Below are 24,076 nucleotides of genomic sequence, written 5' to 3'. Positions count from 1 at the left end.
AACCCCGTGCGCGGCCAGCTAGAGATCACCTGACGCGCCATCCGCGCGAAGGGAGCCCATCATGACCAGACATCCGATGTTCGGCATCTTGCTCGCGCTGTTCGGCGCACTGGCGATTTCGCCCGACACGCTGCTGATGCGCTGGTCGGAGATGAGCGGCGCGCAGATGGTGATGTGGCGCGGCCTGCTGATGGGCGGCGCAATGTGGCTAATCTCCATCGTCGTGCGCAGGCGTCACCTGAAACACGACCTGAAGGCGCTTGCCAGCGGCGCAGGGCTGGCGCTGGTCGCATGCCATTTCTCGAACATGACGCTGTTCGCGGTGGGGATCGCCGCCGCGCCTGTGTCTATCGTGCTGTTCAGCGTCTCGACGGTGCCGGTATTCGCGGCGCTGCTGTCGCGGCTGATCCTGCGCGAGACGACGCATTGGTCGACATGGCTCGCCATCGCGGCCGTGCTCAGCGGGATCGGGCTTGCGGTCTTCGGCCCCGCCCCGCCGAGCGTTGGCGGCAATCCGATCCTGGGCGCGCTTGCCGGTCTCGGCGTGGCGTTGAGCCTGTCGACGACCTTCGTCACTATCCGGCGCAATCCGCATCTGCCGATCCTGCTCGCCGTGGGCTCCGGGGCCGGGCTGGCAGGGCTCGCGGCGCTGATCTGGACGGGGGGCTCTGCCGTGACCGGCGGTCAGGTCTGGGCGATCGCGCTGGCAGGCGGCGTCGTGCTGCCGGTCTCCTTCATGTCGCTCTCGTTCGCCTCGCGCTACACCTCGGCCTCGAATGTGAGCCTGCTGATGCTTCTCGAGACGATCCTCGGACCGATCTGGGTCTGGTGGGGCACTGGCGAGGCCCCGAGCCGCGCGATGCTGATCGGCGGGGCGATCGTGATCGGGAGCCTTGCGCTCTATCTCTGGCACGCAGGCCATCGTCGACAAAGCGTCCTCCGGCGCAGCCAGTCAGCCGCGCCGGAGCATCTCTGAACCGCTTACTTCCGGGCTGCCGGCTTGGCAGCCGGTTTCGCGGGCTTCGCGGATTTGGCGGCTTTTTCCGCATCCGACGGCATCTCGATATTGATCTCGAGGCTCGAGATATCGTCGTTGCGCTCCATCCGGATATCGACGCCGTCCTCCTCGATCTCCATGTACTTGCGGATCACGGCGAGGATGTCGCGTTGCAGATCGGGCAGATAGTCGGCCTGCGCCGACCCGCTGCCGCGTTCATGCGCGAGAAGGATCTGCAAACGGTCCTTGGCCGTCTGCGCCGATTTCGCGCGGCGGGGTTTGAGCGAGAAACCGAACAGGCTCATGCGGACCGCCCGAAGAGCCGTCCGATGAAGCCCGGACGCTTCTCGCCCGGAATGCGCATCGGAATATCCTCGCCAAGAAGCCGGCCGACAGCGTCGTCATAGGCGGCAGAGGCGCTCGACGGCTCGTCGAGCACGACCGGCATGCCGGTGTTCGACGCGCGCAGGACGGCGGTGCTTTCGGGCACGATGCCCAGCAGCGGGACTGCCAGAAGCTCCAGCACGTCTTCGACCGTCATCATCTCGCCCTTGTCAATGCGCGACTGATCGTGACGGGTCAGCAGCACCTGCGCCTTGACCGGCTCGCCGTCGGTTTCGGCGCGACGGGTCTTCGACGACAGAAGGCCAAGCACCCGGTCACTGTCGCGCACCGAGGAGACTTCGGGGTTGGTCACGACGACCGCCTCATCGGCGAAGAACATCGCCAGCTGCGCACCGCGCTCGATCCCGGCGGGGCTGTCGCAGATGATGTAGTCGAATTCCTGACGAAGCTCGTCGAGCACCTTCTCGACACCCTCTTGCGTCAGCGCGTCCTTGTCGCGGGTCTGCGAGGTCGGCAGGATCGAGAGCGTCTCGACCCGCTTGTCCTTGATCAGCGCCTGCTTCAGACGGGCATCGCCCTGAATGACGTTGATGAAGTCGAACACGACACGGCGCTCGCAGCCCATGATCATGTCGAGGTTGCGCAGGCCCACGTCGAAATCGATCACGACGGTCTTGTGGCCGCGCTTGGCGAGACCGGCAGAGATTGCGGCGGCCGAGGTAGTCTTGCCCACGCCCCCCTTGCCCGAGGTGATCACGATCACCTTGCCGAGCGGCTTATCATCCTTGAGTTGCGTCATTCGAACGCCTCCACACAAAGTTTGTCATCGTCGAGGTAAACCTGCACGGACTTGTGACGAAGCTCCGCGGGAATGGTTTCGCTCGTTTTGTAAAGGCCCGCGATCGCGAGCAGTTCGGCGTCGAGCTGGCGGCAGAAGATGCGCGCGCTCTCGTCGCCATGTGCGCCTGCCATCGCCCGTCCCCGCAGCGCGCCGTAGACGTGGATATTGCCCGCAGCCACCAGTTCCGCGCCCGAGGCGACAGAGCCGACCACCGTCAGATCGCCATGTTCGGCCACGATCATCTGGCCCGACCGCACCGGCGAGCGCACGATCTTGTTACGCGCGACCGGCGGCGCCGTCCGCTTCGCCGCGGGCTGCGGCTTTTGCGGCTTCGGCTCGGGCATCGCGGTCTCGCGGCCCACTTTGATCGGGATAATTCCGTAACCTTTCACGGCGCTTAGCTGCGCGTCGGTGGCGTTCTGCGCCCCGAAAATCTGCAGATCGCGCGCGAAGAGGTTGTCGATCATGTCGCGCACGTCGGCCGGTTTCGAAAACTCAGGCACCTGCGCGAAATCGAGCACCATCGGCGCACCGGCCAACAGATGCGGCGTTTTCGCAAGCTGTGCGTCGAGCGCGGCATAGAACGCACCATCGGGCGCGTCGGTCTCGAGCCGAAGCGCGATAGCGGTCAGGAAAAGACCGCGGAACTGAAAAGGCTGAACCGAGACCGGCGCAGGCTTCTGCCCGGTCTGAGATAGGGAATCGGACACGAGGGTAACTCGCTTCTGCTCAGGTGTGGGGATGCAGGGTGCACCCGCCTTGTTTTTCTTTGTTGTGTCGGATCGCGCACTGCAAATGCCAGCACAAAATCGCGATGGCCTCTCTACTCGGCTAAATCCTGCCGTCAACCGGAAGTGGACGAAGTTTTCGTGTAAAGACGTACGCTCTGACCGAGATCCTCGGTTGACCCAACGTCGAAAGGCCGGAGCGCACCCCCGATCAGTTCCGGTCAAAGCCTCCGCGCCCGTCCAAAGCTGATCTGCCCCTGACTCGGCGGGAGGGTCTCCCGCGCGGGCTTGACCTTGCCTATATTCGACTGAAATGAACGGGGCGCGGCGCATGCCGCCCATTCGCCTGCCCCAGCTTGGCCCGAGAGAGGACCCACCTGATGAAATTCCGCTTCCCGATTGTCATCATCGACGAGGATTTTCGCTCCGAAAACACCTCCGGCCTTGGCATCCGGGCACTCGCACAGGCCATCGAGGCCGAAGGTTTCGAAGTGCTGGGCGTCACCAGCTATGGCGACCTGTCGCAATTCGCCCAACAGCAGAGCCGCGCCTCGGCCTTCGTGCTGGCGATCGACGACGAGGAATTCTCCGCCGGTCCCGAACTCGACCCGGCGGTCGAGAAGCTGCGCGCCTTCATCGAGGAAGTGCGTTGGAAAAACGCCGATGTGCCGATCTTCCTGCATGGCGAGACGAAGACCTCGCGCCATCTGCCCAACGACATCCTGCGCGAACTGCACGGCTTCATCCACATGTTCGAGGACACGCCGGATTTCGTGGCCAAACACATCATCCGTGAGGCGAAAAGCTATCTCGAAAGCATCCAGCCGCCTTTCTTCAAGCAGCTTCTCGACTATGCCGAGGACGGCTCCTACTCGTGGCACTGCCCGGGGCACTCGGGGGGCGTGGCCTTCCTGAAATCGCCCATCGGGCAGATGTATCACCAATTCTACGGTGAGAACATGCTGCGCGCCGATGTCTGCAACGCCGTAGAGGAGCTGGGCCAGCTGCTGGACCATAACGGCGCGATCGGCGCGTCCGAGCGCAACGCCGCGCGGATCTTCAACTCCGATCACTGCTTCTTTGTGACCAACGGCACCTCGACCTCGAACAAGATGGTCTGGCACCACACGGTGGCCCCGGGCGACGTGGTCGTGGTCGACCGCAACTGTCATAAGTCGATCCTGCATGCGATCATCATGACCGGCGCGATCCCGGTCTTCCTGAAACCCACGCGGAACCACTGGGGCATCATCGGCCCGATCCAGCGCTCGGAATTCGAGCCCGAGGCGATCAAGGCGAAGATGCGCGCGAACCCGCTTCTGGCCGATTACGACATCGACGCTGTGCAGCCGCGGATCATGACCCTGACGCAGTCGACCTATGACGGCGTGCTTTACAACACCGAGGTGATCAAGGGGCTCCTCGACGGCTGGGTCGACAACCTGCATTTCGACGAGGCGTGGATCCCCCATGCCGCCTTCCACCCGTTCTACGGCCAGTATCACGCGATGGGCCGCAAGCGTGAGCGCACGGCCAAGTCGATCACCTATGCGACGCAATCGGTGCACAAACTGCTCGCCGGGATTTCCCAGGCGAGCCACGTGCTGGTGCAGGACAGTCAGGAGGAAAAACTCGACCGGCATCTCTTCAACGAGAGCTACCTGATGCACACCTCGACCAGCCCGCAATATTCGATCATCGCAAGCTGCGACGTGGCGGCGGCGATGATGGAGCCTCCGGGCGGCACCGCGCTGGTGGAGGAAAGCATCGTCGAAGCGCTCGATTTCCGCCGCGCCATGGTGAAGGTCGAAGAGGAATACGGCCCCGAGGACTGGTGGTTTCAGGTATGGGGCCCGACCGATTTCCGCGCGGATGGCGACGGGATGGCCGAGACCCGCGACTGGGTTCTCAAGAAGACCGATGCCGAGGGCGTCGAGACTACCGGGTCGGATAGCTGGCACGGCTTTGGCGACATGGCGCCGGGCTTCAACATGCTCGACCCGATCAAGGCCACGATCATCACCCCCGGCCTCGACATCGAAGGGCATTTCGACGACAGCGGCATCCCGGCCTCGATCGTGTCGAAATACCTCGCCGAGCATGGCGTCGTGGTCGAGAAGACCGGGCTTTACAGCTTCTTCATCCTGTTCACGATCGGCATCACCAAGGGCCGCTGGAACACGCTCCTGGCGGCGCTGCAGCAGTTCAAGGACGATTACGACAAGAACCAGCCGCTGTGGCGCGTGATGCCGGAGTTTTCCGCGAAATTCCCGCGCTACGAGCGCATGGGGCTGAAAGATCTCAGCCAGCACGTCCATTCGCTTTACGCGAAATACGATGTCGCGCGGCTCTCGACCGAGATCTACCTGACCGATCATCACCCCGAGATGACGCCGTCGGAGGCCTTCTCGCATATCGCGCGGCGCAGGACCGAACGTGTCTCGATCGACGAGTTGGAAGGCCGGATCACGACGAGCCTCGTGACCCCCTACCCGCCGGGCATCCCGCTGCTGATCCCGGGCGAGGTCTTCAATTCGAAGATCGTCGAATACCTGCGCTTCAATCGTGAATTCGCGCATGAATGCCCTGGCTTCGAGACCGACATCCACGGCCTCGTGACGGAGACCGGCGAGGACGGCAAGACGCATTACTTCGCGGATTGCGTGGCGCGCTGAGGCGGCACGCCTAAGGTCGAACGAACAAAGGGCGCGGCTCGGTTTATCCCGACCGCGCCCTAACTCATTTCACAGACGGATCGTTTTCGAGAGGAAAGCAGCATGAGCGACATCCCGAAGAACACGATGATGGCCGTGGTCACGACCGGCACGGGTGGCTACGAGCGGCTCGAATACCGCGAGGTTGCGATGCCGGAGCCGGGGTCCGGCGAGGTGCTGCTGCAGGTGCTGGCGGCGGGCATCAACAACACCGACATCAACACCCGACTGGGCTGGTATTCTTCTGAGGTCAAATCCGGCACGCAGGAGTCGCGCGAGGACGCCGAGCATGCCGATGGCGGCTGGAGCGGGGCCACGCCCTTCCCGCTCATCCAAGGCACCGATTGCTGTGGGCGGGTCATCGCGGTGGGAGAGGGTGGCGATGAAGCCCTGATCGGCACTCGCGTACTGGTGCGGTCCTGCATGCGCCAAAACGGTTTCTCCTCGATGGACACCGTCTGGCTCGGCTCCAATTTCGACGGGGCCTTCGCGCAATACGTCAAAGTGCCCGCAGGCGAGGTCTTCGCCATCGACAGCGACTGGAGCGACGCCGAACTCGCCACCCTGCCCTGCGCATATGGCACCGCCGAGAACATGATCCACCGCGCAGGCGTCACCGCGGGCGAGCGCGTGCTGGTGCCCGGTGCCTCGGGCGGCGTTGGCTCGGCGCTCATCCAGCTTCTCAAACGGCGCGGCGCGGAGGTGATCGCTGTCACCAGCGCCGCCAAGCGCGAGATGGTGCTGGAGATCGGCGCGGATCAGGTGCTCTGTCGCGAAGACGATCCCGTAGCGGCAATCGGCGAGAACAGCGTGGATGTCGTGATCGACAACGTCGCCGGGCCGGGTTTCGGGACGATGCTGAAACTGCTCCGGCGCGGCGGCCGCTATGCCTCCTCCGGCGCGATTGCGGGACCAATCGTGGAGCTGGACATGCGCGACATGTATCTCAAGGACATCACCCTGATCGGCTGTACCGCATGGGACGAACCCGTCTTCGGCAACCTGATCTCCTATGTCGAGGAGGCCGAAATCCGCCCCTTGCTGGCGGCCACCTACCCGCTCGATCAGATCGCCGAGGCGCAGAAGGTGTTTCAGCAAAAGCGACACGCCGGGAAGATCGTGCTGATCCCGGGGCCGTAACGCGTCGGAACCGCAGACCCGGGTCGGAATCGGCCGTGCGGATATTACCCGGTATCGGTCGTCACTTGCCGGGATCGGGGGGATCGGTGAACACCCGCACCAGCATCGTGCCGACGATCCACACTCCGAAGGTCAAGACGATGGTGGCGCCGGTGCTCAGGTAACCGCCGACAAAGCCGGCCAGCGCGATCACGACGCCGATGGCGCCGACGAGCCCGACCAACTCATGTCTTTTCTGGCGAAAGCCCATCGGTCTGCCCCCGTCCTCATGCTCTGCCGGGCCGTCCGGTCCGGCCCCTACGCGTTCTTCTGATCGTCCTCATCGGCCTCCTTGACCCGCTCGATCTCCACCTTGACCCGGGTGACGAGCCCCGCGATCACGCCAAGGACGGCCAGCCAAGGCGCGGCGAGCACCACGACCCCGCTGACGGCGAGGCTGAGATTGAGGGGTGCCTCGACGAAGGGATCCCCGTCGGCGGAGCTGATACGCAGCTGGCGCACGCTCCCCTCTTTCGCCAATTCCTTGACGCGATCGACGAGTTGGCTTCCCGCGACCTCGATTTCTTCCCAGGCGGTACGGTCGGACTTGTTGTCGTCTTCCATCGAACTGTTCCTCTTCAAGGGGTAACATAGAGGCGATTGTAGCAGCGCGCTTGCCACAGGTTGATGCGACAGCGCGATCACAGGTGACCGCTTCCCGCTGCGCAGATGGAGAGAAACACGATTTTGCGACTTCCGCCTTGATCTTCATCAGGCAAGGCTGGAAAGGGCCACTCGCAGATCGGGAGATCGCAGTCACTCTCCCTCCGGAACGGCCCCGCTGCCCGGTCAGATTGCGGGTTTGCATGCAAGTGGCGGAGGAGGTGGGATTCGAACCCACGGTAGGCTTTCACCTACGTCGGTTTTCAAGACCGGTGCATTAAACCACTCTGCCACTCCTCCGACGGGTCTCGCTTAGACCGCTTCACGCGATTCTGAAAGTCTCGCGCGCCGATTTCCGCGCGTGGGCGTTGGGGCCGCTTTTCACGGGCTCTGCAAATCGCTAGGATCGCGCGCAAGGCATGGCGCAAGCGGTGCAGACGCGCAGGCAAGAGGCGGGCGAACCGCGCGAGAAGGGGCACAGGATGAGTGAGCAGACGGGAATGACGCGCAAGCGTGTAACGGGCTTTGCCCTTATGCTGGGCGCGGGGATCGCGCTGGCGGGCTGTCAGGAGAGCGGCGGCTCCCCGTTCGGGCTTTTCAAGAAGAAGCCGACCGATGAGACCGCGGCGCCCGGTGCGGCCGAGGCCGTCACCGAGAACGGCCAGAAGATGATCGAGCGAGATGTCGAAGCGCCGCAGGTCTTCTCGGTCGACGAGAAGGGCCTGTGGGACGGACGTCCCTCGCTCGGCGGAGTCTGGGTCGCGCATCCGAATGTGAAGGATCCCGAGCGGGTGATCATCCGCAACCCGTCGAACGGCAAATTCGTGATCGGGGCCCTGTTCAAGCGCGAAAACGACAATCCGGGACCGAAACTGCAGGTCAGTTCCGACGCGGCCAATGCGCTGGGACTTCTGGCGGGCGCGCCGACCGAGCTGTCCGTGGTGGCGCTGCGCCGAGAGACGGTTCCGGTCAAGCAAGACAACCCCGCGCCGCTCGTCGACAAGCCGGTGATCGCGGCCCCCGAGGCGGTGGAACAGAAGTCGCTCGACGAGGTAACCTCGACTGCCGCGGCCGGGATCGCCAAGGCGCAGGGCACGCCGAAGCCCACGGCCAAGCCCGTCAAACCCGCGATCGGCGCGCCGCCCGCCCCAGCACCGGCCCCGGCGGCACCGGTGGCCGCAGCGGCTCCACAACCCAGCACGCCGAAGATGAGCACTGGCGCTGGTTATATCCAGATCGGTATCTTTTCCGCCGAGGCGAATGCGAAACGCGCCCAGAGCCAGATGGCGAAGGCCGGCGTGATCGCCGAGATCGTAAAGGAACAAAGCCATTCCAAGACCTTCTGGCGCGTGATCGCGGGCCCTGCGCCCACGAAATCCGACCTCGACGCGCTCAAGACCAAAATTCACGGGCTGGGCTACCCCGACGCCTATCCCGTCTCGAAATAGGACTACGCAGAAGATATGACCTTCATTCGCCTGATCGCCGCCACACTTGCAGCCTGCCTGTTCGCCCTGCCCGCCGCCGCTTTCGACACCAAGGCTCATGCCGCTTGGGTCTATGACCTCTCGACCAAGACCGTCTTGATGGCGAAGAACGCGGATATCCCGCTGCCGCCGGCCTCGATGTCGAAACTGATGACGCTCGATCTGCTGTTCGAGGCGCTGGAAGACGGTCGGGTGACGATGGACACAACCTTCCCGGTGTCCGAGCATGCGCAGTCGATGGGCGGCTCGACGATGTTCCTCAACACGACCGATCGCCCCACCGTGCGCGACCTGATCCAGGGCATCATCATCAACTCGGGCAACGACGCCTGCGTCGTGGTGGCCGAGGGGCTGGCGGGCTCGGAGTCCTCCTTCGCCGATCTGATGACCAAGCGCGCGCATGAACTGGGCATGAAGAACTCGATGTTCGCCAACTCGAATGGCTGGCCCGACCCCGGTCAGCGCATGTCGGTCCACGATCTCGGGATCGTCGCAAGCCGGATCATCACCCATTTCCCGCAATATTATCACTTCTTCAGCGAGACCCATTTCAACTACAAGGATCGCGCCCCGGCCAATGCCGAGAACCGCAATCCGCTTCTGGACATCCGCGCCGCCGACTGGAAGGCCGACGGCATGAAGACCGGTCACACGCAGGAAGCGGGCTACGGCCTCGTGGGCTCCGCCGTGATGGGCGAGCGTCGCATCGTCTTCGTCCTCGCGGGCATGGATTCCGAACAGGCGCGTCGCTCGGAAGGCGAAGCGGTCGCGAACTGGGCCTTCCGTCAGTTCGTGATGAAGGATGTTGCCAAAGCGGGCACCAAGCTCGCAGAAGCGCCGGTATGGCTGGGCGGGAAGTCGACCGTCGGTCTCGCGCCGAAAACCGATCTGTCGCTGCTGATCCCCGCCGGCGCGAAGGACAAGGTCAGCGCCGAGGCCGTGTTCAAAGGCCCGCTGCAGGCGCCGATCAAGCAGGGTCAGGAGGTCGGCAAGCTGGTGATCACCGTGCCCGGCCTCGACAATGCCAACGAAATCCCGCTGGTCGCCACCGAGGACGTCAAGAAGGGCGGCTTCGTCGTGCGCGTGAAAGCGGCTCTGGCGCGGCTCTCGGGCAAGGCGTTCGAAGCGGCGATGGAACGGGTGAACAGCTAAACGCGCATGTTCATCAGCTTCGAGGGGATCGACGGATCGGGTAAATCCACACAGGCGCGGATGCTGGCCGAAACCCTGCGGGCTGCGGGGCGCGAAGTCGTTCTGACCCGCGAACCCGGTGGCTCCCCGGGGGCCGAGGAAATCCGTCGGCTGGTGCTTGAGGGCGATCCCGACCGCTGGTCGGCCGAGACCGAGATCCTTCTGTTCACTGCCGCGCGCCGCGACCATCTGGAGCGCGTGATCGAACCGGCACTGACCGCCGGAAAGGTCGTGATCTGCGACCGCTTCGCAGATTCGACCCGGATGTATCAGGGCCTCTCGCGCGGGGATCTGCGCGCGGTCGTCGATCAGCTGCACGCCCTGATGATCGGGCGCGAGCCGGACCTGACCGTGCTGATCGACATCGACCCCGCCACCGGCCTCGCCCGCGCCAAGGGGCGCCAGGGCACCGAAGAACGGTTCGAGGATTTCGGCGTCGGCTTGCAGGAAAAGATGCGCGCGGGGTTCCTGTCTCTGGCCGAGGAATTCGCGGACCGCTTCCGCGTGATCGACGGTGCGCGACAGGCGGATGAAATTGCCGCCGATGTGCTGAGCGCCGTGCAGGCGGAACTGCAAAACTAGGGACCGAGGGGGTGCGACCCGGGGCTGCTCGCCCCGCGCGATAGCCGAGCCCCCGAGCCTTACGCGAAAACCCCGCTGGAAACCGCCCGCGCGCGCATTTAGAGTGCCGCCATGAGCCTCGCCGATCTCCCCGATCCGACCCTTGCGCCCGGTGCGCGACACCCGCGCGACACGCTGCGTCTGGTGGGTCAGGCGCGGGCCGAAGAGGGCTTTCTCGACGCGTACAACATGGGACGGCTGCATCACGGCTGGCTGCTGACCGGACCGCGCGGCGTGGGCAAGGCGACGCTGGCATGGCGGATCACCCGTTTTCTGATGACCCAACCCGAAGAGGATGGGCCGGGCCTGTTCGGCGAACCGGAACGCCCCACCAGCCTCGAGCCCGATCCGAACCACCCGGCGCTCAGTCGTATCCACGCCGGATCGGAGCCCGGTATCTTTGTGCTCAAACGCGGGCCCAACGCCACCGAATCCGCGCTGTCGCAGGACATCCGTGTCGACGAGGTGCGCAAGCTGCGCTCCTTCCTGCATCTGTCTGCCGCCGAGGGCGGGCGACGCGTGGTGATCGTCGATGCTGCCGACGAGATGAACACGCAGGCCGCTAACGCGCTCCTGAAACTACTCGAAGAGCCGCCGCCGCGGGTGACCTTCCTGTTGATCGCGCATCAGCCGGCGCGGCTGCTGCCAACGATCCGCTCCCGCTGTCGCGAATTGCGACTGGGCACGCTCTCGGCCGAGCAGATGGAAGCCGCGATTGCCGCCGCCGAGGAAGATGGCGAGCCGCCGGACCTCGACCACCACGCGCTGGCCGCGCTCTCGGGCGGCTCCGTCGGCGCCGCGATCCGGCTGATCAATCAGGACGGCATGACGACCTATGCCAAGCTCGTCGACCTGATGGGCACCCTCCCCCGGCTCGACCGTCTGGGCGCGCTGGCGCTGGCCGAAAGCTGCGTGGGCAAGGCGAACGAGAACCGCTTCATCCTCGTGCTCAACCTGATCGACCTCTTTCTCTCGCGTGCCGCGCGCGCGGGCGTGATGGGACCGCCCCACCCCGAGGCCGCTCCCGGCGAGGCACAGCTTCTCGCACGATTGTCGCCCGACGATCAGGCAGCGATGAAATGGGCCGCCCTTCATCAGAGCATGGGCGCACGCGCCGCCCACGGCCGGGCGGTCAACCTTGACCCTGCCGCGCTCGTGATGGATATCGTCTTGGAGATCACAGCCGCCGCCTCCTGATGCGGCGCGAAAGGAGCCGATTTTGACCCTCCCGCACGAGATCACAGACAGCCATTGCCATCTCGATTTCCCCGATTTCGACGGTGAGCGCGATGACATCATCGCCCGCGCGAACGCCGCCGGCGTGACCCGGATGGTGACGATCTGCACCAAGCTGAAGAACGAGCCCTCCGTGCGCTCCATCGCCGAGGCGCATAAGGGCGTCTTCTACGCCGCGGGCACCCACCCGATGAGCGTGGCCGAAGAACCGATGGCAACCGTGAACGAGTTGGTGGCGCTGGCGAAGCACCCGAAATTCGTGGGTATCGGCGAGACCGGGCTCGACTATCACTACACCGCCGAGAGTGCCGAGGTGCAGAAAACCTCCCTGCGCCTGCATATCGAAGCCGCGCAGGAAACCGGCCTGCCGCTGATCATCCATTCGCGCGACGCCGATGAGGACATGGAAGCGATCCTGACCGAGGGGATGAAGGCCAAGCCCTATTCCTGTGTCATGCATTGCTATTCGTCGGGGCCGCGCCTCGCGCAGGTCTCTGTCGATCTGGGCTTTTACCTGTCGATGTCCGGCATCGCGACTTTCCCGAAAAGCCAGGAAGTGCGAGACATCTTCGCCGCCGCGCCGCTCGACCGGATCCTCGTGGAAACCGATAGCCCCTATCTCGCGCCGCCGCCCTATCGCGGCAAGCGCAACGAGCCCGCCTATACCGCCCACACCGCCAAGGTCGGCGCCGATGTATTCGGCCTGCCGCTGGAGGAATTCGCCGCCGCGACGCAGGCCAATTTCGACCGTTTGTTCTGGAAAGCCGCCGAACATGGCGAACGCGGGAGCGTCGCTGCATGAGCCGGATGCGCTTCACGATCCTCGGCTGTGGCTCCTCGGGGGGCGTGCCGCGCCTTGGCAACAACTGGGGCGAGTGCGACCCGGCGAACCCGAAGAACCACCGGCTGCGCTGTTCGATGCTGGTGGAGCGCGTGTCGCAATCGGGCACGACGCGGGTTCTGATCGACACCACGCCCGACATGCGCCAGCAGCTTCTGACCGCAGGCGTGGGCGAGCTGGACGCGGTGGTCTACACCCATAGCCATGCCGATCACGTCCACGGGCTCGACGATCTGCGCCAGATCGTCTTCAACATGCGCACCCGCCTGCCCGTCTGGGCCGATTCCGATACCGAGACCGCGCTTCTGGACCGCTTCGCCTATGCCTTCGTTCAGCCCTCGGACAGCAATTACAAACCAATCTGCGAGTTGAAATCGATCCATCGCGAGCGGCCTTTCCAGGTCACCGGCGCGGGCGGCTCGATCGAATTTCAGCCCTTCCGGGTCGAGCATGGCAATATCGACGCGCTCGGCTTCCGGATCGGCGGGCTGGCCTATCTGCCCGACGTCTCGGACATCCCCGAAGAGGCGTGGAAACATCTCGACGGTCTGGATTGCTGGGTGCTCGACGCGCTGCGCCGCAAGCCGCATCCGACGCACGCCCATCTGGCCCGCGCGCTGGAATGGATCGAACGCGCCCAACCCGCAAGCGCGGTGCTCACCAACATGCATATCGACCTCGACCACGACGCGGTCGCCAACGAGACGCCCGATCACATCCGCCCTGCCCATGACGGAATGGTTCTGGATTTCGGTCTCTAATGAGCGTCCTGATCAACGTCATCCTGCCGGTCTTCCTCGTGATCGCCTTCGGCTATGTCGTGGCCTTGCGCGGGCTGTTTTCCGAGGGCGCGGTCGACGGGCTGATGCGTTTCGCGCAGAATTTCGCGGTGCCCGTGCTTCTGGCGCGCTCGATCGCGAATCTGGACCTGACGCAGAGCTATAACTGGGCGATGATGGCCGCCTTCTACGCGGGGGCGCTGATCTCTTTCGCGATCGGCATCACCGGCGCGCGCGCGATGGGCCGCAACGGCCCCGAAAGCGTCGCGATCGGCTTCGCCTGCCTGTTCTCGAATTCTCTGCTGCTGGGCGTCCCGATCACCGAGCGCGCCTATGGTACCGATGCGCTGTCGGGCAACTTCGCGATCATCTCGGTCCATTCGCCCTTCCTCTACACGATCGGCATCCTCGCCATGGAGATGGTGCGGTCGTCCGGCACCGGCACGTCGCTCGGGCGCGTCGGCCTCAACGCGCTGATCGGGGTGATCCGGACGCCGCTGGTGATCGGGATCCTGACGGGCTTCGTGATCAAGATACTCACCACATTGACCGGTCAGCCCCTGCCCCATCCTCTGATGGAGGCGATGAACATGATGGCCCGCGCAGCCCTGCCAGCGGCCTTGTTCGGGCTGGGCGGCGTGCTCTATCGCTACCGCCCAGAAGGCGACGCGAAAGCCATCGCGATGATCACCGGCCTGTCGCTGGGTCTGCATCCGGCGATCACCTACGGCCTTGCGCATTTCGGCTTCGGCGTCGACACCGCGTCGCTTCGCTCGGCCACGCTGACAGCGGCGATGGCACCCGGTGTGAACGCCTATCTCTTCGCGAATATCTACGGGGTAGCGCGCAGAGTCGCGGCCTCGGCCGTGCTGATCGCGACGGCATTGTCGATCCTGACGATCTGGGGCTGGCTCGCGATCCTGCCGTGAGGTTTGAGGGCGACGCAATACAGAGGCTCTGCCCCTCTGGCCTACGGCCATTCACCCCGGGATATTTTCGCCAAGAAGAAGCGGCAATCAGGCCTTGCGGACGCGGATCACGACGTCGACGCGGGTAATCTCGGCGCCTTCCGGGGCTTGCGGGATCGAGGCGAGTTTCAGTTCCTCGGCCGGCGCATCCGACAGGCGATTGTCGTCTTCCCAGAAGAAATGCGGGTGATCGTCCATGCGCGTATCGAAATAGCTGCGTGCGCCATCGACAGTGATCTCATGCATCAGCCCGGCATCGCAAAACGCCTTGAGCGTGTTGTAGACGGTCGCGAGCGAGACCTTTTCGCCAGCGTCGCACGCGGCCGCGTAGAGGCTTTCGGCGGTGACGTGACGATTTTCCCCATCGCCCACGAGCAATGTGGCCAGCGCCAGTCGCTGACGGGTGGGACGCAGCCCGCCGCGGGTCAGCCATTCCTGTCCGCGGCGCTGTTCGGTCGAATTCGTCACAGCCATGTCATGTCTCCTCGCTACCTATATGAGACTTTTCCACTCAGGTTTCAATGCAACCGCGCGAGCGCGGGCCCGAGCGCGCGACCGACGACCGTCGCCCTTGCGCCGCGCGGCCACGCGGTGATAGAGGGATGCAAAAGCACGCCAAAACCGGGAAGGAGCGCCGATGGCTGGGTTTCCGACGAGCTTCGGGAAAGAAGATCTTCTGAAATGTGCACGCGGGGAGCTGTTCGGCCCCGGCAATGCGCAGCTACCGGCGCCGCCGATGCTGATGATGGATCGCATCACCGATATCTCGGGCGATGGCGGCAAGCACGGCAAGGGTCACGTTGTCGCCGAGTTCGACATCACCCCGGACCTGTGGTTCTTCGAATGCCACTTCCCCGGAAATCCGATAATGCCCGGTTGTCTCGGTCTCGATGGCCTTTGGCAGCTCACCGGTTTCAACCTGGGGTGGCGTGGCTGGCAGGGTCGCGGCTATGCTCTGGGCGTGGGCGAGGTCAAGCTCACCGGCATGGTCCGCCCGGATCGTAAAATGCTGACCTACAAGGTCGACTTCACCAAGGCCGTTCAGACGCGTCGCCTGACCATGGGTGTCGCCGACGGGATCGTCGAGGCCGACGGTGACGTGATCTACGAGGTCAAGGACATGAAGGTCGCGCTCTCCGAGAGCTGACCCCCATAGACAGACAAGACAGGAGGCCCGCATGCGCCGCGTCGTCATCACCGGTTTGGGCATCGTCTCGCCCATCGGCAACAATGCCGAAGAAGTCACCGCCAGCCTGAAGGCCGGCAAATCCGGCATCGTATTCGCCGAGGATTATGCCGAGCGCGGCTTCCGCAGCCAGGTCAAAGGCCAGCCGAAGATCACGCTCGAAGACCATATCGACAAGCGCAACCTGCGCTTCATGGGCCCGGGTGCGGCCTACAACTTCATCGCGATGGAGCAGGCTCTGGCCGATAGCGGTCTGGAAGAGAGCGACATCTCGAATCCGCGCAGCGGCCTGATCATGGGCTCGGGCGGTCCGTCCACCTCGAACTTCTTCGAGGCGCATCGCATCGTCATGGAGAAGGGCTCGCCCAAGCGGATGGGGCCGTTCATGGTGACCCGCTGCATGAGTTCGACGAACTCGGCCTGTCTGGCCACGCCGTTCAAGATCAAGGGCGTGAACTACTCGATCACCTCGGCCTGCTCGACCTCGGCGCATTGCATCGGCAACGGCACCGAGCTGATCCAGATGGGCAAGCAGGACATCGTCTTCGCCGGCGGCGGCGAGGAGTTGGACTGGACGCTGAGCTGCCTCTTCGACGCGATGGGTGCGATGTCGTCGAAATATAACGACACGCCCGAGCTGGCCTCGCGCGCCTTCGACGCGACCCGTGACGGCTTCGTCATCGCGGGTGGCGGCGGCGTCGTCGTGCTTGAAGAACTCGAGCACGCCAAGGCACGCGGCGCGAAGATCTACGCGGAAGTCACCGGTTACGGCGCGACCTCGGACGGCCACGACATGGTGGCGCCGTCGGGCGAAGGCGGCGAGCGCTCGATGAAGCTCGCGGTCGGCACCCTGCCCGAAGGCCGCAAGATTTCCTATATCAACGCCCACGGCACCTCGACGCCCGCAGGCGACGTGACCGAAGTGCAGGCCGTGCGCCGCGTCTTCGGCGAGGAGAACGTGCCGAAGATTTCTTCGACCAAATCGCTCACCGGGCACTCGCTCGGCGCGACCGGCGTGCATGAGGCGATCTATTCGCTGCTGATGATGGAAAACAACTTCATCGCGGCCTCGGCCAACATCACCGAACTCGACCCGGCGATCAAAGCCGAAGAGATCGCGATGGAGCGGATCGACAATGTCGAGTTCGACTCGGTCCTGTCGAACAGCTTCGGTTTCGGCGGCACCAACGCGTCGCTCGTGATGAGCAAATATTTGGACTAACGAATTTATAACGGCGGCAGGGACGGGAATGGCGGAACTGATGAAGGGTAAGCGCGGCCTCGTGATGGGGGTCGCCAACGAGCGTTCGATCGCTTGGGGGATCGCGAAGGCACTGGCCGAGCAAGGCGCGGAACTCGCGTTCTCCTACCAAGGAGAGGCTTTCGGCAAACGGGTCGAACCGCTGGCCGAGAGCGTGGGCTCGAAATTCCTGCTGGATGTGGACGTGAATGACGACGCCTCGATGGACGCCGCCTTCGCCAAGCTGAAAGAGGAATGGGGCTCGATCGATTTCGTCGTCCACGCCATCGCCTATTCCGACAAGTCCGAACTCGCGGGACGGTTCATCAACACCACCCGCGAGAACTTCAAGAACTCGCTGACGATCTCCTGCTACAGCTTCATCGACGTGGCCAAGCGTGCCTCGGAACTGATGAACGAGGGCGGCTCGATGATCACGCTGACCTATATGGGCTCGCAGCGCGTGACGCCCTATTACAACGTGATGGGCGTGGCGAAGGCGGCGCTGGAATCGGCGGTGCGCTATCTGGCAGCCGATCTGGGCCCTGACGGCATCCGCGTGAACGCGATCTCGCCCGGCCCGATGAAGACGCTGGCCGGGGCCGCAATCGGCGGCGCGCGCAAGACCTTCCGCCATACTGAGCACAATTCGCCCCTGCGCCACAACGCGACTCTGGAAGCGATCGGCGGTACGGCTGTCTATCTGCTCTCGGATTATGGTGCCTGCACCTCCGGGGAGATCATCTCGGTCGATAGCGGCTATCACGTCATGGGCATGCCCGCGGCGGAGAACCTGTAAGCTCAGCCAATCGCAAGCAGGGCGCGCGCCGGCCCGTGGGGTGGCGCGGCTCACGCTCTGTTCGGCAGCGCTTTATCCAAGCCACATACCTTGAACATGGCTGCGTTTCGCGCGGCTGGCCAAGGCGCCAGCCCGCGGGAACGGGCCGGCGCGCGCGCCCTGCGGCTTCGCCGCGTTCCGGGCGCAGTCTCGTGTTTGAAGCGGACCTCCCTCCCTTCCCCCATCCCCTGCCCCGCGCTAGGCTGCCCCGAACACGCAGGGAGGCGCGCATGGCACTCGATTTCTCCATCGGCATCATCGGCTCAGGGATGCTCGGCGCAGCGATCGCCGACGCGCTTTGGCGCGCGGAACCCAGGTCGCTTCTGATGGCCAACCGCTCCGGCACCGTGCCTGGCATTGACGGCTTCCCACCCCAGAAAGTGCTGACCGATCCGCAGGCACTGGCAGAGGCTTGCGACGTGGTGATCCTCTGCGTGCCGCCCGCGGCCGCCCGAGATCTCAGGATCGATGCGAAAGACAAGCTGGTGATCTCCGTCATGGCGGGCGTGCCTTTGGCCGACCTCACCCGCATCAGCGCCAGCCCCCGCGTGCTCCGCGCCATGTCGAGCCCCGCCGCCGCAAAGGGCCTTGCCTATTCGCCGTGGTTCGCGAGCGACGCCGTGACCGAGGAAGACCGCACCCGCACCCGCGCCCTCTTCCAGGCCTGCGGGCAGACGGACGAACTGCACGACGAGGCACAGATCGACTTCTTTACCGCGATGACCGGCCCGGTGCCGGGATTCGTCGCCGCCTGCGCGGCTGCGATGGCGCGTCATGCCGAAGATCAGGGCGTCCCGCCCGAGATCGCAGACCGCGCGGTGCGCCAGCTATTTCTCTCGGCCGGAGAGATAATGGCCGAGGGTCCGCCCCCTCAGGCCCATGTGCAGGAGATGATCGACTACGCGGGCACGACCGCCAAGGGCCTCACCACGCTGCGCGACAATGGCTTTGCCGAGCGTCTCGCCGAAGGGCTCGTCGCCGCGACGCAAGCCTCGCGCGACATTTACTGACCCTTGCACCCGGCCTCACCGACGCTAGGGTGAAGCTCGGGAGGAAACATCATGTCCATTCAGCTTTGCGTCTTCGACGCCTACGGCACGCTCTTCGACGTCGACGCCGCCGCGCGCAATCTGGCCGCCGAGGAACCGCGCCTGACCGAGATCTGGCCGCGCCTTGCAGCAGACTGGCGTCGCAAGCAGCTCGAATATAGCTGGCTGCGGGAGGTGATGGGCGATTACGTCGATTTCTGGCAGCTGACCCGCGACGGGCTCGATTGGGCGATGGCGGCGCAGGATCTCGACGATCCCGATCTGGCCGAGCGGCTGATGGCACTTTACCGCGAATTGCCCGCTTTCCCGGAAGTGCCCGAGATGCTCGATGCGCTGCACCATCGCGGTGTCGGGCGTGCGATCCTGTCGAATGGCGCGCCCGACATGCTGGGGGCTGCGGTTCATGCGGCGGGCGTGGGGCATCTGCTCGACGAGGTGCTCTCGATCCACGAGATCGGCCATTACAAACCGCGCGCCGCCGTCTACGACATGATCGCGCAGAAAATGGGCGTCGCACCGGAGAAGACCTGTTTCATCTCGTCGAATGGCTGGGACGCGGCTGGGGCGGCGAAGGCGGGCTTCCGGGTGCTGTGGGTCAACCGCGCAAACGCCCCGGTCGAACGGCTGCCCTATAAACCCGCGGCGATCCTGACCGACCTGCGCGCGGTGCCCGACCACCTCTGAGCCGCGCTCACTCCTCCATCTCGCGCAGCGCGCGTCGCAGCCGCATCGTCTGCGCCTGAAACCCTTCGGCATCCGTGTATTCCACGAAATCGCGGTAGCGCAGATGCGGCCCCTTCACCCGGTGCGCGTGCTTGATCGGGCACCAGTACTGCTCGGTCCGGCCGGCGATCTCGCGCACATAGCTCAGAAGCCCGTTGCAATAGCCGCAATAGACGCAGTTCAGCTTCTGCAGCGCGTTGAGATAGGCCAGATGCTGACGGTCGACCACGATATGATCGGAGCGCTTCACCTTGGCGATACGGTAGATCGGAAAACAGATTGCCTGATAGAGGCTCACGAAAAGATCGAGCAGCACGAAGGGCACGATCAGCGAATAGATCACCGGAGCCGTCAAAATGACCATCGGGCGCGCGTAGGACAGAAAGCGCAACAGGCCCACACGCGCCTGCCGGTGCGCATCGCGCACGCCCGCCTCGAACACCACCCGGTTATGATCGAGCCGGAACGCCATCGCCTCGCGGCGACGGTCCCATTCCGCTTCGATCTCGTCTTCGAGCGCGCTCAGTCTTTCGTGTAATCTTTCCAGCGTGTCAGCCATGGCGATCTCCCTCTGACGCACTATGATCGCGGACAGGTCAGCAATCCAGAGAGGAGCGGCGTAATGGATTTCTTTACCGCGGATGATGGTGCGAAGATCGCGTATCGCGACAGCGGCAGCGGCGTGCCGATCCTGGCTTTGTCCGGTCTGACGCGGAACACCCGAGATTTCGACTATGTCGCCCCGCATCTGAAGGACGTGCGGCTGATCTGCATGGATTATCGCGGCCGCGGCGAGAGCGACTGGACCGGACAGGAAACCTACACCGTGCCGCGCGAAGCGGCGGATGCGCTCCAGCTTCTCGATCATCTCGGGATCGAGAAGGCCGCGATCCTCGGCACCTCGCGCGGCGGGCTCGTAGGCATGTATCTCGCGCTGACCGCGAAAGAGCGGATGACCGGGCTTGCGCTGAACGACGTGGGCCCCGTTCTCGACGAGACGGGGCTGAACAAGATCTTCGACTATATCGGGCGCAACCCGGCGGCGAAGAGCTACGCGGAAATGGCCGAGAAGCTGCCCGAGGCGATGACCGGCTTCGCCGACGTCCCACCCAACCGCTGGGCGATGGAGGTCCGTCACCATTACGTCGAGACCGAGACGGGGCTGAAAATCAATTACGACCCCGCCCTGCGCGAGGCTTTCCTCGGCGCCTTCAAGGGCGGCGTGGAGCCCGCCTGGCCGCTCTTCGAGGCGACCGAGGGGCTGCCGCTCGTCCTGATCCACGGCGCGAATTCCGATCTGCTGAGCGACGCCACCGTCGAAGAGATGCAGCGCCGCCGCCCGGACATGATCTATGCCCGCGTCGCCGACCGCGCCCATATCCCCTTCCTCGACGAACCCGAGGCGCTGGCCGCGCTGGAAGCGTGGATCGAGCGGATCAAAGGATGAGCGAGGCCCGCGTCACCCTCATCGCCAGCGCGATCACGCTGATCACGGGCGCGCTTTGGGGGCTTTACTGGCTGCCGGTGCGCGCGCTGGACGGCCATGGTATGGCGGGCGCCTGGGGCACGGTCGCGATCACCGTGGTCGCCTGCGCGGCAATGGCGCCGGTCGCATGGGCCAAACGCGCCGAGCTTACCACTGCGACGCCCGCAGCGCTGGCCTCGGTCGCGCTCGGCGGTGCGGCCTTCGCGCTCTATTCGATCGGTTTCCTCTATGGCCGCGTCGCGCTGGTGATCCTGCTGTGGTTTCTCACCCCGGTCTGGTCGGTGCTGATCGGACGGTTCGTGATGGGCTGGCCGGTCTCGCGGCTGCGGATGGCTGCGATCGTCGTGGGTCTCTCCGGGCTCGGTCTGATGCTGGGCGCGGGCGGCGGCCTGCCCCTGCCGAGCAGCCTCGGCGAATGGATGACCCTCGTCGGCGGCGTGATCTGGTCGGTCGCGACCACCGGGATGCGCACCAGATCGACGCTCTCGCCCGGCCCGGCCACCTTCACCTTCGCGGCTGGCGCGGCCCTCACCGCGCTTTGCCTCGCGCCGTTCCTCGCGCCCCTTCCCGCGAGCGGGGTCGATTGGGCCGCCGCACTCGGGCTCACCATCTCCGCCGGGGTGTTCTGGTGGGGCGCTGCGACGGCAGCTCTGATGTGGGCCACCGTCCGGCTCGAACCGGCGCGGATCGGAATCTTGCTGATGAGCGAGGTCCTGGTCGGCGCGGTCTCCGCCGCGCTGATCGCAGGAGAGCTGCTCTCCGCTATGGAGATCGCAGGCGGCGCGCTCGTACTCGCAGCTGGTCTGCTGGAAGTCTGGCCAGCCCGCCCCGCGCAACGCCCCGCCTGACCTACACTTCCCATCCGTAAACAAAAAAGGCGCCCGGAAGGGCGCCTTTTCTATCAGATCGCTGCGAGGATCAGTCCTTCGCGCGCTCCACATAGGTGGTGTCTTCGGTGTTGATCACGATGCGCGTACCGACTCCGATATGCGGCGGCACCATCACGCGGATCCCGCCGGTGCAGATCGAGGGCTTGTAGCTCGACGAGGCGGTCTGACCCTTCACGACCGGCTCGGTCTCTTCGACCTCGACAGTGACTTTCTGCGGCAGGTCGATCGCGATCGCGTTTTCCTGGAAGGTCTTAAGATGAACGCGGATCCCGTCGCGCAGGAATACCTTCGCATCGCCGATCACATCTTCCTGAACCGCGAGCTGCTCGTAGGTCTCGGGGTCCATGAAGTGGTAGCCTTCGCCATCCTCATAGAGGAAATCGTATTCACGCTCTTCGACATGGGCGCGCTCGACCTGCTCGGTCGTGCGCCAACGCTCCGACACCTTGGTGCCGTCCGAGATGCGGCGCATGTCGACCTGCGTCACGGGCGTGCCCTTGCCGGGATGGATGTTCTGCGCGGTGATCACGACGTAAAGCTTGTCGTCGATTTCTAGCACGTTGCCCTTGCGGACAGAGGAAGCGATGACTTTCGCCATGAAAGGACCCCTTTGAATTCGGATAAAACAGGCTCTGGCGCCCGGATTGCAGAGCGCCTAAACCATTTGCGCCCCGATTTCCAGCCTGAAAGGCCTTCCATGCCCCCGTTCTGGACGCCCGAGCGCCACGCCGACCGCCGCCCTGCCCTGCTCGCGCGCAACCGCATTCAGGCCGCGATCCGCGGCTGGCTGGCGGCAGAGGATTTCGTCGAAGTCGATCCCTGCGCTCTGCAGGTCTCCCCCGGCAACGAGGCGCATCTGCACGCCTTCGCCACCGACATGATCGGCAATGACGGCGCGGCGCGGCGAATGTATCTGCACACCTCGCCCGAATTCGCGATGAAGAAACTGCTGGCGGGGGGCGAGCCGCGCATCGCCGCCTTCGCCCATGTCTGGCGCAACCGCGAGGCGGGCAAGCGCCATTCGCCCGAGTTCACCATGCTGGAATGGTATCGCGCGGGCGAAGACTACACCGCGCTGATGGCGGATTGCGCGGCGATGCTGCGGCTGGCCGCGGAGGCAGCGGGATCGCCCGTGCTGCGCTATGGCACCGCCGAGTGCGATCCCTTCGCCGAACCTGAGCGGTTGTCGGTGGCCGACGCCTTCGAACGCCATGCCGGGATCGACCTGCTCGGCACCTGCGACGGAGCGGAAACGGACGTGGCGGCCCTGCGCGGGCAATGCGAGGCGATCGGCTTTGCGGTTGCCGATGCGGATAGCTGGTCCGACATCGTCTCGAAACTGCTGGTCGCGAAGGTCGAACCGCATCTGGGCCATGGCCGCGCGACGATTCTGGACCGCTATCCACTGGCCGAGGCCGCGCTGGCCCGCCCTGCCCCGGATGACGCCCGCGTGGCCGAACGGTTCGAGCTTTACGCCTGCGGGGTAGAACTCGCCAACGGCTTCGGCGAGCTGACCGATCCGGCCGAGCAGCGCCGCCGCTTCGAGGCCGATATGGACCTGAAGGAACAGCTCTACGGCGAGCGTTACCCGATCGACGAAGACTTCCTCGCAGCGCTCGAGATCATGCCCGAAGCGTCGGGCATCGCGCTCGGCTTCGACCGGCTGGTGATGCTCGCGACCGGCGCGCCGAAGATCGAGGATGTGCTCTGGGTTCCGGTGGGCGGCGCGACGGGTTGAGCCTCAGCCCTTCCCGCCCTTCTTCTCGGCCGCATGATCGGCCAGCACCTTGAACGGCACCACCCGCAGCGCATCGCGATGGGTCGAGGCCAGCATCACCTCGGGCGCGCAGCCCTCCTGCGCCGCCTGCAAAAAGCGCGACGCGCACAGGCACCAGCGGTCGCCCGGCTTGAGCCCCGGAAAGTCGTATTCTGGGCGCGGCGTGCTCAGGTCGTTGCCGAGATATTTCGAGAAGGCGAGGAACTCCGACGTCATCACCGCGCAGACCGTATGCGAGCCGCTATCCTCCCAGCAGGTGTTGCAGCTGCCATCACGGAAAAACCCGGTCCGGGGCTCGAGCGAACAGGGTTGCAAGGGGCCGCCCAGAACGTTGATCGCCTCATACATCTGCATCGC

At 64.8% G+C, this 24,076-nt stretch carries 27 protein-coding genes and 1 tRNA gene; 18 read left to right on the top strand and 10 right to left on the bottom strand.

Annotated features, from left to right (window positions below; translation table 11 throughout):
• Positions 1 to 61 precede the first annotated feature (61 nt).
• Positions 62 to 976, top strand: a complete 915-nt coding sequence (locus B6V73_RS06465) for a DMT family transporter (RefSeq protein ID WP_088724830.1) — start codon at positions 62 to 64, stop codon at positions 974 to 976.
• Between the two features lie 5 nt (positions 977 to 981).
• Here the strand turns inward: B6V73_RS06465 and minE are convergent, their stop codons facing one another.
• The 3 genes from minE to minC are packed head-to-tail and all read right to left on the bottom strand — an operon-like array spanning position 982 to position 2,893.
• Positions 982 to 1,302, bottom strand: a complete 321-nt coding sequence (gene minE, locus B6V73_RS06460) for a cell division topological specificity factor MinE (protein ID WP_075776902.1) — start codon at positions 1,300 to 1,302, stop codon at positions 982 to 984.
• Positions 1,299 to 2,141: a septum site-determining protein MinD gene (minD, locus tag B6V73_RS06455; protein WP_075776903.1), complete on the bottom strand. Its 843-nt coding sequence runs from the start codon at positions 2,139 to 2,141 to the stop codon at positions 1,299 to 1,301. Before minD ends, minE begins: the two co-directional genes overlap by 4 nt.
• Positions 2,138 to 2,893: a septum site-determining protein MinC gene (gene minC, locus B6V73_RS06450; RefSeq protein ID WP_075776904.1), complete on the bottom strand. Its 756-nt coding sequence runs from the start codon at positions 2,891 to 2,893 to the stop codon at positions 2,138 to 2,140. The genes minD and minC overlap by 4 nt, the downstream gene beginning before the upstream one ends.
• A gap of 398 nt (positions 2,894 to 3,291) precedes the next feature.
• Between minC and B6V73_RS06445 the strand changes: the two genes are divergently transcribed.
• Positions 3,292 to 5,586 carry an arginine/lysine/ornithine decarboxylase gene (locus tag B6V73_RS06445; RefSeq protein ID WP_088724829.1) on the top strand — a complete coding sequence of 765 codons (2,295 nt, stop codon included), beginning with the start codon at positions 3,292 to 3,294 and terminating at the stop codon, positions 5,584 to 5,586.
• A gap of 102 nt (positions 5,587 to 5,688) precedes the next feature.
• Positions 5,689 to 6,765, top strand: a complete 1,077-nt coding sequence (locus B6V73_RS06440) for an alcohol dehydrogenase family protein (protein WP_240504108.1) — start codon at positions 5,689 to 5,691, stop codon at positions 6,763 to 6,765.
• 61 nt (positions 6,766 to 6,826) lie between these two features.
• On the opposite strand, the gene B6V73_RS06435 is transcribed toward B6V73_RS06440, so the two are convergent.
• The 3 genes from B6V73_RS06435 to B6V73_RS06425 form a co-directional block, all read right to left on the bottom strand.
• Positions 6,827 to 7,015 carry a hypothetical protein gene (locus tag B6V73_RS06435; protein WP_075776906.1) on the bottom strand — a complete coding sequence of 63 codons (189 nt, stop codon included), beginning with the start codon at positions 7,013 to 7,015 and terminating at the stop codon, positions 6,827 to 6,829.
• A 47-nt stretch (positions 7,016 to 7,062) separates the two neighbouring features.
• The gene (locus B6V73_RS06430) at positions 7,063 to 7,368 is read right to left on the bottom strand and encodes a DUF4342 domain-containing protein (protein WP_088724828.1); all 306 of its coding nucleotides are present in this window, start codon (positions 7,366 to 7,368) and stop codon (positions 7,063 to 7,065) included.
• Between the two features lie 249 nt (positions 7,369 to 7,617).
• Positions 7,618 to 7,707: transfer RNA gene (locus B6V73_RS06425), tRNA-Ser, on the bottom strand.
• A 182-nt stretch (positions 7,708 to 7,889) separates the two neighbouring features.
• Here B6V73_RS06425 and B6V73_RS06420 point away from each other — a divergent pair.
• The 7 genes from B6V73_RS06420 to B6V73_RS06390 all read left to right on the top strand — a co-directional run bounded on the left by B6V73_RS06420 (position 7,890) and on the right by B6V73_RS06390 (position 14,491).
• Complete coding sequence (locus tag B6V73_RS06420) at positions 7,890 to 8,855, top strand: SPOR domain-containing protein (RefSeq protein ID WP_233243154.1); 966 nt, start codon at positions 7,890 to 7,892, stop codon at positions 8,853 to 8,855.
• Between the two features lie 15 nt (positions 8,856 to 8,870).
• Positions 8,871 to 10,046, top strand: coding sequence for a D-alanyl-D-alanine carboxypeptidase family protein (locus B6V73_RS06415; protein WP_077701284.1), 1,176 nt, complete (start codon positions 8,871 to 8,873; stop codon positions 10,044 to 10,046).
• A 6-nt stretch (positions 10,047 to 10,052) separates the two neighbouring features.
• Positions 10,053 to 10,667: a dTMP kinase gene (gene tmk / locus B6V73_RS06410; protein ID WP_088720124.1), complete on the top strand. Its 615-nt coding sequence runs from the start codon at positions 10,053 to 10,055 to the stop codon at positions 10,665 to 10,667.
• A 111-nt stretch (positions 10,668 to 10,778) separates the two neighbouring features.
• On the top strand, positions 10,779 to 11,903 hold the full coding sequence (locus B6V73_RS06405; protein WP_088722518.1) for a DNA polymerase III subunit delta': 1,125 nt from the start codon (positions 10,779 to 10,781) through the stop codon (positions 11,901 to 11,903).
• A gap of 22 nt (positions 11,904 to 11,925) precedes the next feature.
• The gene (locus B6V73_RS06400) at positions 11,926 to 12,744 is read left to right on the top strand and encodes a TatD family hydrolase (protein ID WP_088724827.1); all 819 of its coding nucleotides are present in this window, start codon (positions 11,926 to 11,928) and stop codon (positions 12,742 to 12,744) included.
• Positions 12,741 to 13,544 (top strand): MBL fold metallo-hydrolase, encoded by an 804-nt coding sequence (locus B6V73_RS06395; protein ID WP_075776911.1) that lies wholly within the window; start codon positions 12,741 to 12,743, stop codon positions 13,542 to 13,544. Before B6V73_RS06400 ends, B6V73_RS06395 begins: the two co-directional genes overlap by 4 nt.
• A complete protein-coding gene (locus B6V73_RS06390) occupies positions 13,544 to 14,491 on the top strand; it encodes an AEC family transporter (RefSeq protein ID WP_088724826.1) in 948 nt (315 codons plus the stop codon). Before B6V73_RS06395 ends, B6V73_RS06390 begins: the two co-directional genes overlap by 1 nt.
• Before the next feature lie 87 nt (positions 14,492 to 14,578).
• Here B6V73_RS06390 and irrA read toward each other — a convergent pair whose 3' ends face one another.
• Positions 14,579 to 15,004, bottom strand: coding sequence for an iron response transcriptional regulator IrrA (gene irrA, locus B6V73_RS06385; protein WP_075776913.1), 426 nt, complete (start codon positions 15,002 to 15,004; stop codon positions 14,579 to 14,581).
• 163 nt (positions 15,005 to 15,167) lie between these two features.
• On the opposite strand from irrA, the gene fabA reads away from it, so the two are divergent.
• The 5 genes from fabA to B6V73_RS06360 all read left to right on the top strand — a co-directional run bounded on the left by fabA (position 15,168) and on the right by B6V73_RS06360 (position 19,527).
• Positions 15,168 to 15,677 carry a bifunctional 3-hydroxydecanoyl-ACP dehydratase/trans-2-decenoyl-ACP isomerase gene (gene fabA, locus B6V73_RS06380; protein ID WP_075776914.1) on the top strand — a complete coding sequence of 170 codons (510 nt, stop codon included), beginning with the start codon at positions 15,168 to 15,170 and terminating at the stop codon, positions 15,675 to 15,677.
• A 31-nt stretch (positions 15,678 to 15,708) separates the two neighbouring features.
• Positions 15,709 to 16,938 (top strand): beta-ketoacyl-ACP synthase I, encoded by a 1,230-nt coding sequence (gene fabB, locus B6V73_RS06375; RefSeq protein ID WP_075776915.1) that lies wholly within the window; start codon positions 15,709 to 15,711, stop codon positions 16,936 to 16,938.
• A 28-nt stretch (positions 16,939 to 16,966) separates the two neighbouring features.
• The gene (locus B6V73_RS06370; RefSeq protein WP_075776916.1) at positions 16,967 to 17,755 is read left to right on the top strand and encodes an SDR family oxidoreductase; all 789 of its coding nucleotides are present in this window, start codon (positions 16,967 to 16,969) and stop codon (positions 17,753 to 17,755) included.
• Positions 17,756 to 18,024: 269 nt separating this feature from the next.
• On the top strand, positions 18,025 to 18,804 hold the full coding sequence (locus B6V73_RS06365; protein ID WP_088724825.1) for a pyrroline-5-carboxylate reductase dimerization domain-containing protein: 780 nt from the start codon (positions 18,025 to 18,027) through the stop codon (positions 18,802 to 18,804).
• A 51-nt stretch (positions 18,805 to 18,855) separates the two neighbouring features.
• The gene (locus B6V73_RS06360; RefSeq protein ID WP_088724824.1) at positions 18,856 to 19,527 is read left to right on the top strand and encodes a haloacid dehalogenase type II; all 672 of its coding nucleotides are present in this window, start codon (positions 18,856 to 18,858) and stop codon (positions 19,525 to 19,527) included.
• Positions 19,528 to 19,534: 7 nt separating this feature from the next.
• On the opposite strand, the gene B6V73_RS06355 is transcribed toward B6V73_RS06360, so the two are convergent.
• The gene (locus tag B6V73_RS06355) at positions 19,535 to 20,125 is read right to left on the bottom strand and encodes a hypothetical protein (RefSeq protein WP_075776919.1); all 591 of its coding nucleotides are present in this window, start codon (positions 20,123 to 20,125) and stop codon (positions 19,535 to 19,537) included.
• 63 nt (positions 20,126 to 20,188) lie between these two features.
• On the opposite strand from B6V73_RS06355, the gene B6V73_RS06350 reads away from it, so the two are divergent.
• Both B6V73_RS06350 and B6V73_RS06345 read left to right on the top strand, forming a co-directional pair.
• Entirely contained in the window at positions 20,189 to 21,013 is an 825-nt protein-coding gene (locus B6V73_RS06350; RefSeq protein WP_075776920.1) for an alpha/beta hydrolase, read from the top strand.
• A complete protein-coding gene (locus tag B6V73_RS06345; RefSeq protein WP_088724823.1) occupies positions 21,010 to 21,900 on the top strand; it encodes a DMT family transporter in 891 nt (296 codons plus the stop codon). Before B6V73_RS06350 ends, B6V73_RS06345 begins: the two co-directional genes overlap by 4 nt.
• 70 nt (positions 21,901 to 21,970) lie before the next feature.
• Here the strand turns inward: B6V73_RS06345 and efp are convergent, their stop codons facing one another.
• The gene (gene efp, locus B6V73_RS06340; protein ID WP_075776922.1) at positions 21,971 to 22,540 is read right to left on the bottom strand and encodes an elongation factor P; all 570 of its coding nucleotides are present in this window, start codon (positions 22,538 to 22,540) and stop codon (positions 21,971 to 21,973) included.
• A 99-nt stretch (positions 22,541 to 22,639) separates the two neighbouring features.
• Here efp and epmA point away from each other — a divergent pair, with 99 nt between their 5' ends.
• The gene (gene epmA / locus B6V73_RS06335) at positions 22,640 to 23,680 is read left to right on the top strand and encodes an EF-P lysine aminoacylase EpmA (protein ID WP_088724822.1); all 1,041 of its coding nucleotides are present in this window, start codon (positions 22,640 to 22,642) and stop codon (positions 23,678 to 23,680) included.
• A gap of 3 nt (positions 23,681 to 23,683) precedes the next feature.
• Here epmA and B6V73_RS06330 read toward each other — a convergent pair whose 3' ends face one another.
• Entirely contained in the window at positions 23,684 to 24,073 is a 390-nt protein-coding gene (locus B6V73_RS06330) for a DUF2237 domain-containing protein (protein WP_088724821.1), read from the bottom strand.
• Between the last annotated feature and the right edge of the window lie 3 nt (positions 24,074 to 24,076).

It is taken from the genome of Thioclava sp. JM3, assembly GCF_002213185.1.
GTDB classification, from domain to species: domain Bacteria; phylum Pseudomonadota; class Alphaproteobacteria; order Rhodobacterales; family Rhodobacteraceae; genus Thioclava; species Thioclava nitratireducens.
The sequence above is the reverse complement of the archived record's forward strand: the minus strand, read 5'-3'. Positions and strand labels throughout refer to the sequence as shown.

What these genes read in the sequence shown, in the direction of transcription:
- B6V73_RS06465 (WP_088724830.1), top strand. Translation starts at nt 62, where the DNA reads ATGACCAGACATCCGATGTTCGGCATCTTGCTCGCGCTGTTCGGCGCA.
- minE (WP_075776902.1), bottom strand. Translation starts at nt 1,302, where the DNA reads ATGAGCCTGTTCGGTTTCTCGCTCAAACCCCGCCGCGCGAAATCGGCG.
- minD (WP_075776903.1), bottom strand. Translation starts at nt 2,141, where the DNA reads ATGACGCAACTCAAGGATGATAAGCCGCTCGGCAAGGTGATCGTGATC.
- B6V73_RS06445 (WP_088724829.1), top strand. Translation starts at nt 3,292, where the DNA reads ATGAAATTCCGCTTCCCGATTGTCATCATCGACGAGGATTTTCGCTCC.
- B6V73_RS06440 (WP_240504108.1), top strand. Translation starts at nt 5,689, where the DNA reads ATGAGCGACATCCCGAAGAACACGATGATGGCCGTGGTCACGACCGGC.
- B6V73_RS06435 (WP_075776906.1), bottom strand. Translation starts at nt 7,015, where the DNA reads ATGGGCTTTCGCCAGAAAAGACATGAGTTGGTCGGGCTCGTCGGCGCC.
- B6V73_RS06430 (WP_088724828.1), bottom strand. Translation starts at nt 7,368, where the DNA reads ATGGAAGACGACAACAAGTCCGACCGTACCGCCTGGGAAGAAATCGAG.
- B6V73_RS06420 (WP_233243154.1), top strand. Translation starts at nt 7,890, where the DNA reads ATGAGTGAGCAGACGGGAATGACGCGCAAGCGTGTAACGGGCTTTGCC.
- B6V73_RS06415 (WP_077701284.1), top strand. Translation starts at nt 8,871, where the DNA reads ATGACCTTCATTCGCCTGATCGCCGCCACACTTGCAGCCTGCCTGTTC.
- tmk (WP_088720124.1), top strand. Translation starts at nt 10,053, where the DNA reads ATGTTCATCAGCTTCGAGGGGATCGACGGATCGGGTAAATCCACACAG.
- B6V73_RS06405 (WP_088722518.1), top strand. Translation starts at nt 10,779, where the DNA reads ATGAGCCTCGCCGATCTCCCCGATCCGACCCTTGCGCCCGGTGCGCGA.
- B6V73_RS06395 (WP_075776911.1), top strand. Translation starts at nt 12,741, where the DNA reads ATGAGCCGGATGCGCTTCACGATCCTCGGCTGTGGCTCCTCGGGGGGC.
- B6V73_RS06390 (WP_088724826.1), top strand. Translation starts at nt 13,544, where the DNA reads ATGAGCGTCCTGATCAACGTCATCCTGCCGGTCTTCCTCGTGATCGCC.
- irrA (WP_075776913.1), bottom strand. Translation starts at nt 15,004, where the DNA reads ATGGCTGTGACGAATTCGACCGAACAGCGCCGCGGACAGGAATGGCTG.
- fabA (WP_075776914.1), top strand. Translation starts at nt 15,168, where the DNA reads ATGGCTGGGTTTCCGACGAGCTTCGGGAAAGAAGATCTTCTGAAATGT.
- fabB (WP_075776915.1), top strand. Translation starts at nt 15,709, where the DNA reads ATGCGCCGCGTCGTCATCACCGGTTTGGGCATCGTCTCGCCCATCGGC.
- B6V73_RS06370 (WP_075776916.1), top strand. Translation starts at nt 16,967, where the DNA reads ATGGCGGAACTGATGAAGGGTAAGCGCGGCCTCGTGATGGGGGTCGCC.
- B6V73_RS06365 (WP_088724825.1), top strand. Translation starts at nt 18,025, where the DNA reads ATGGCACTCGATTTCTCCATCGGCATCATCGGCTCAGGGATGCTCGGC.
- B6V73_RS06360 (WP_088724824.1), top strand. Translation starts at nt 18,856, where the DNA reads ATGTCCATTCAGCTTTGCGTCTTCGACGCCTACGGCACGCTCTTCGAC.
- B6V73_RS06355 (WP_075776919.1), bottom strand. Translation starts at nt 20,125, where the DNA reads ATGGCTGACACGCTGGAAAGATTACACGAAAGACTGAGCGCGCTCGAA.
- B6V73_RS06350 (WP_075776920.1), top strand. Translation starts at nt 20,189, where the DNA reads ATGGATTTCTTTACCGCGGATGATGGTGCGAAGATCGCGTATCGCGAC.
- B6V73_RS06345 (WP_088724823.1), top strand. Translation starts at nt 21,010, where the DNA reads ATGAGCGAGGCCCGCGTCACCCTCATCGCCAGCGCGATCACGCTGATC.
- efp (WP_075776922.1), bottom strand. Translation starts at nt 22,540, where the DNA reads ATGGCGAAAGTCATCGCTTCCTCTGTCCGCAAGGGCAACGTGCTAGAA.
- epmA (WP_088724822.1), top strand. Translation starts at nt 22,640, where the DNA reads ATGCCCCCGTTCTGGACGCCCGAGCGCCACGCCGACCGCCGCCCTGCC.
- B6V73_RS06330 (WP_088724821.1), bottom strand. Translation starts at nt 24,073, where the DNA reads ATGCAGATGTATGAGGCGATCAACGTTCTGGGCGGCCCCTTGCAACCC.